Source organism: Paraburkholderia sp. NMBU_R16 (assembly GCF_013282575.1).
Lineage (GTDB): Bacteria > Pseudomonadota > Gammaproteobacteria > Burkholderiales > Burkholderiaceae > Trinickia.
Genome location: NZ_JAAAYE010000229.1, coordinates 1 through 964, shown reverse-complemented (window position 1 = coordinate 964; position 964 = coordinate 1). Strand labels below are relative to the sequence as shown.

The following is a 964-nucleotide window of genomic DNA, read 5'->3' as shown; positions in this document are numbered from 1 at the left end:
GAGCGCGAGATCGTGCGGCGCAACGGGCTGCTGGTGCCGGTGACGCCGCTCACGCCGCTGCGCGAAGGCGAGACGAGCGAGAAGGCGCGGGTGCGCTTTCGCACGGTGGGCGACATCAGCTGCACGTGCCCGGTCGAAAGCGATGCGGACGATGTCGAGAAGATCGTGGCCGAGACGGCGGTGACGGACATCACGGAGCGCGGCGCGACACGCATGGACGACCAGGCGTCGGAAGCGGCGATGGAGCAGCGCAAGAAGCAGGGTTACTTTTGAGCACCCAGGATCCAGGACACGAAGGATACGAGGCAGGACTTATGAACACACATGAACCGGCGGATCTCGGGGTGCTGCGCTTCATCACGGCGGGTAGCGTCGACGACGGCAAGAGCACGTTGATCGGACGGCTGCTGTACGACAGCAAGGCGGTGCTTTCGGATCAGCTCTCGGCGCTCTCGCGCGCGAAGATGAAGCGCACGGTGGGCGACGAGATCGACTTGTCGCTGCTCACCGATGGGCTGGAGGCCGAGCGTGAGCAGGGCATCACGATCGATGTGGCGTACCGCTATTTCGCCACGGCCAAGCGCAAGTTCATCATTGCGGACACGCCGGGCCACGAGCAGTACACGCGCAATATGGTGACGGGCGCGTCGACGGCGCATGCGGCGATCATCCTCGTGGATGCGACGCGCGTGACGTTCGAGGCGGGCCAGGCGGTGCTGCTGCCGCAGACGAAGCGCCATAGCGCGATCGTGAAACTGCTGGGGCTGCAGCACGTGATCGTGGCGATCAACAAGATGGACCTGGTGGAGTATAGCGAGACGCGTTTCAACGAGATTCGCGATGCGTACGTGCAGCTCGCGCAGCAACTGGGGTTGAGCGGGGTGCGGTTCGTGCCGGTGTCGGCGCTCAAGGGCGACAACATCGTGCGGGCGAGCGAGCGCATGCCGTGGTACGCGGGCGAGGC

General features: G+C 65.2%; 1 protein-coding gene and 1 pseudogene. Both read left to right on the top strand.

Going from position 1 to position 964, the window contains the following annotated elements; all coding sequences use genetic code 11:
* Positions 1 to 273 (top strand): annotated as a pseudogene (locus GWC77_RS28000) (sulfate adenylyltransferase); the annotation flags it as partial.
* Positions 274 to 314: 41 nt separating this feature from the next.
* The coding region (locus GWC77_RS27995) for a GTP-binding protein (RefSeq protein WP_173262804.1) at positions 315 to 964 on the top strand (650 nt) is incomplete at its 3' end.